Source organism: Citrobacter sp. wls710, assembly GCF_005281115.1.
GTDB classification, from domain to species: Bacteria; Pseudomonadota; Gammaproteobacteria; order Enterobacterales; family Enterobacteriaceae; genus Citrobacter; species Citrobacter werkmanii.
The window spans coordinates 1-3,993 of the sequence record NZ_SZXD01000066.1 but is presented as its reverse complement, the minus strand read 5'-3'; the positions used below and the strand labels follow the sequence as shown (position 1 = coordinate 3,993).

Below are 3,993 nucleotides of genomic sequence, written 5' to 3'. Positions count from 1 at the left end.
CACGATCAGAAAACCACCGTGGCGCATGACCAGACCAGCTCGGTGGGTAATGACCGCCAAGTGACTGTGGGTCACGATGATACAGCGACGGTGAAGAACGACCAGAGGGTGGAGGTAACACATGACCGACGTGAAAGAGTGGGCAATGATGAGACGCTCGTGGTTAGTCATGACCGCAGGGTGGCAGTGACGGGGAAACAAGAGCACACGACAACGGGAGACCATATCAGCTTAGTGAAAGGCACAAAGAGCTTGGAGGTGAAGGGAGATCTGGCGCAGAAGATAAGCGGGGCGCTGGGGATAAAGGTACAGGGGGATATCGTACTGGAGAGCGGTAGCCAGATAAGCCTGAAAGTGGGCGGTTCGTTCGTGGTTATACATGCTGGCGGTGTGGATATCGTCGGGCCGAAGATAAACCTGAACGGTGGGGGAAATCCGGGAGATGTGATACAGCCGATGTCTGTAACAGAACTGGGGGAATATAACCAGCAATTTCAGTTTACAGATGATGATGGAATCCCTTACGCAAACATGAAGTATGTCGCATTTTTTATTAATGGTGTAAAAACTGAAGGAATAACGGATGCAGATGGGAAAACGGAAGTATTTATTCGTGAGAAAGAAGAAAAAATCGACGTACACCTGATAATGAATTAATACATTTAATAACCAGCATAAGGAAATCTGATTTTATGGCGATTTACAACATTCAAACGAAAATAAAGTCTAATGCAGAATGTGAGAAATTAAGCTATACGATGCAGGTATATCGTTATCACAATGGTCAAAAACAAGATGCTCTGTCACTTACACCAATAACTGTTTTCCAGTCAGACTATCTTACTCAGGAACATCAGAGTGTAGATTTAACAGATGAAGAAGCTAAGGCTCTCTATATATTGGAGCTGCAATTATATAAAGACAACGGGAAAGGTGCACAACCACTGACAGGGATTAAAGGAACCTGTATTTATTGCTTTGAAACAACGCAGGAAGTTCAGCAAAGTTATATTGAATATTATGAAACATCGGCTAGCACACAGAAAAAAAATGGCGATCAAATAAATCAGTTTATGAACTGCATTTCAAAAAAAACACGAATATTTGAAGCACCAGAACATCCACAGAATGACCCACTGGATCCATTTACATTTGAAATCATTACAGCATCGATCCAGAAACGATTACCTGCACTAGGTGTTTCATTGGCTCAAGGACAACAAAGTAATGTTACAAGAAATGTATTACAGAGTACAGCCACTTACCCGGATCAAGGAGAGAGTAGTTTGTGTGGTGCCGCAGCAGTCTTTTACTGTTTACAGCAGGATAGACCTGATTTATACCGCCAGATTGCACTGGATTTATGGAATCGCGGGGAGACATGTTTAAGAGACTGGAGTATTAAACCCAGTGAAGGGTGTCGCCATCCAAAAGCGTTTTTCTATCAGAATAATACTCCTCAAGTTTCTCCTATAGACTGGCTCACTTTAGCTAGTTTGCGAGATTCGGAAAATATATTTAAGAGTTATGATTCTCCTGATGATCAATTTTCTGGTATAACTGATGAATCGACTATAAAACAATGGTTTAAAAGATTTGATTTCAAATTTATTACTAGATCATCTCAAAATTCCTCTTCACATGGACAAGTAAATCATAGTTACAAAGATAATTATGATAAACTTCACGAAATATCAGTATTAAATAATTATCTTGCTAAAGACAAACATGTTCCAATTCTTATTAACGCTTCATTGCTAGGAAGTTCTTGTCAAACTCTTACTGCCAACCACTGGATAGTAGGAACAAAACCGTTGCAATTAGTTAACAGTGGAATTATTACAGATAATATGACATTAACAAACTCCATATTATCTGAGGAAATAATATTTGAATGTTTCTCTTGGGGTGAAAAACAAACAATAACAAATTTTCGGCACGAGCGAAACCGTAGCCCCGCTACTCTAAAAGATTTCCTTGGTTGTTTCTATGGTGGTATAATATATGATCACATCATATAATTAACGAAGGACATAGTTTAATGAAAATTATACCCAGTCAATTTTTATTTTTTTTCTCATTATTTATTTCTGGGTGCTCATCAGAAACAAAATTCATACCTCATGAGTTACCGATAGCGCAGTTTAACAAGCCATACTTTGTGCGAATAGAATTACCGCCAGGGGAAGCCGTATATTGTCACAGCTTATACGCACGTATAGAGCCTGTAAATTCAGGAATTAGTTCAACTATAGAATATTTTCATTCAAATGAAAATAAGAGAAGTTTTTTTTGCAGGACAATTGATATTCAAGGCACGCCTAAAACAAACAAAAAAATCATAATTACAGTCACTGGGGGAGGGCCAGCACATAGTTCTATTGTTAATCAAAAATATATTATTGAGGTGAAGTAACTTTGAGGTTGCTGAACACAATACTGATTTATAATTTTTATCAGATTTAGTAAACAATATTTAGGCCGATTTGAAAATCTTAGTATCAATATAGTTAACCTAAAGAAATGATTATGCAAAGAACAATCATGCTTTGCTTTATATTTTTTATTACGGGCTGCTGTTCATCAAAAGATAAATTTCTTCCTGAAACATTACCAACAGCAAAAGTTGGTGAATTGTATAGCACTAAGATAACTTTACCTCCAGGACAAAGTGTCTTTTGTGAAAGTATGTATATATCAATAGAACCTGTCAATTCAGGACTTATAGCAGAATATAAAGACCCAGCAGGACATGCAACTTTTTGCGCTTCAGTGATTATTCATGGCATTCCCAAAACCACTAATCCTATTTCAGTCAATTTATATGGAGAAGGTCCTATGGCTGGAGGTGGGGGGCTAGGGGCGATACTAAGTCACACTGTCCACGTTGACCAAAATTATATCATCAAAGTCGAGTAGTATTTTACCAATCCCATGTAGTAAGACGCAGATTCATTTTAATCAAGAATCCGTCGCTCCTCAATCAAACTCAGGAAAAAATATGCCCGCAGCAGCCAAGCTCAGCGATAAAGGTACTCAGCATGACGGTTATTACGAAACTGTGATCATCGCAGGCTCATCAACTGTATTTATTGACGGATCACCAGCAGCTCGTCAGGGGGATCCACTAGCCCCTCATGCTAAACCAAAACATCCCCCTCACCCTCGAAAAATTGCTGGAGGGTCAGAAAGCGTCTTTATCGATGGTTTGCCTGCCGCCAGAACGGGGGATGCGGTTGACTGTGGTGGTGTAATAATCGGTAATAGTTCAGTCAATATTGGCTGACATGGAAATATATATCTAATCTCACAGAAATAAATAAGACCGAATACTTTCTAGAAAAATATTTCTACATATAAAATTGGTACCAAAGATCCAGAAGAAAACTATAATGTATTTTTTGAATCTTGTTTTGAAGTACCACAATCCGCTATAACATCAATTTATAACAAAGTTATTCATGGCATTATCATGGCAAACTTTCCGGGACTATTTACAGGGAATCAGATCGTAAAACACTTTACTTTTCATCAAAATTTAACCGCTAATGATTATACCTTAGAAAATTATAGCAACATAGATAGTCTAATTAATGATGCAACTATTCTGGGGAGAATGATATCCAAGGAAATATTTGACGCAAGAAATTATTGTGAAAATCTGGCCCCAGGAACACATTTTATAACCTCTTATTATTTTCTTTTTTGACCGGTTCTCCCCGGAGGGAGCCGACCAGAAAATGACGCTCTGCGATAACGTCGCCGGACTGTCCCGGCTTCCGGCCTCCATAGCGTTCAATCCGAACACAACCACGGAAGTCACCACGGAGTGCATCAGCCAGTTCCGTTACGAGGCCACCGTCAGCCCCTCTTCCGTGACGAGCCAGGATTACACGTTCAAAGTCCCCGACTGGCCCGGATATTATGAGCAGGAAGCGGATAATCTGAACGGTCAGTGGGCGCAGTATGAGATTTTTGATTATCCGGGCCGTT

The 3,993-nt window shown here is 39.5% G+C and carries 5 protein-coding genes and 1 pseudogene; all 6 read left to right on the top strand.

Translation table 11 applies throughout. The features are described from left to right. A partial coding sequence (locus FDX14_RS25265; protein ID WP_170973619.1) for a bacteriophage T4 gp5 trimerization domain-containing protein occupies window positions 1–657 on the top strand: 657 nt, incomplete at its 5' end. A gap of 35 nt (window positions 658–692) precedes the next feature. Further along, the gene (locus FDX14_RS24285; RefSeq protein WP_052511191.1) at window positions 693–2,021 is read left to right on the top strand and encodes a hypothetical protein; all 1,329 of its coding nucleotides are present in this window, start codon (window positions 693–695) and stop codon (window positions 2,019–2,021) included. Between the two features lie 20 nt (window positions 2,022–2,041). Beyond that, entirely contained in the window at window positions 2,042–2,416 is a 375-nt protein-coding gene (locus FDX14_RS24280) for a hypothetical protein (RefSeq protein ID WP_137350404.1), read from the top strand. Window positions 2,417–2,529: 113 nt separating this feature from the next. Continuing rightward, window positions 2,530–2,919: a hypothetical protein gene (locus FDX14_RS24275; protein ID WP_137350403.1), complete on the top strand. Its 390-nt coding sequence runs from the start codon at window positions 2,530–2,532 to the stop codon at window positions 2,917–2,919. 82 nt (window positions 2,920–3,001) lie between these two features. Continuing rightward, the gene (locus FDX14_RS24270; RefSeq protein ID WP_042309760.1) at window positions 3,002–3,286 is read left to right on the top strand and encodes a type VI secretion system PAAR protein; all 285 of its coding nucleotides are present in this window, start codon (window positions 3,002–3,004) and stop codon (window positions 3,284–3,286) included. A gap of 409 nt (window positions 3,287–3,695) precedes the next feature. Continuing rightward, window positions 3,696–3,993: pseudogene (locus tag FDX14_RS24265) on the top strand (contractile injection system protein, VgrG/Pvc8 family); the annotation flags it as partial.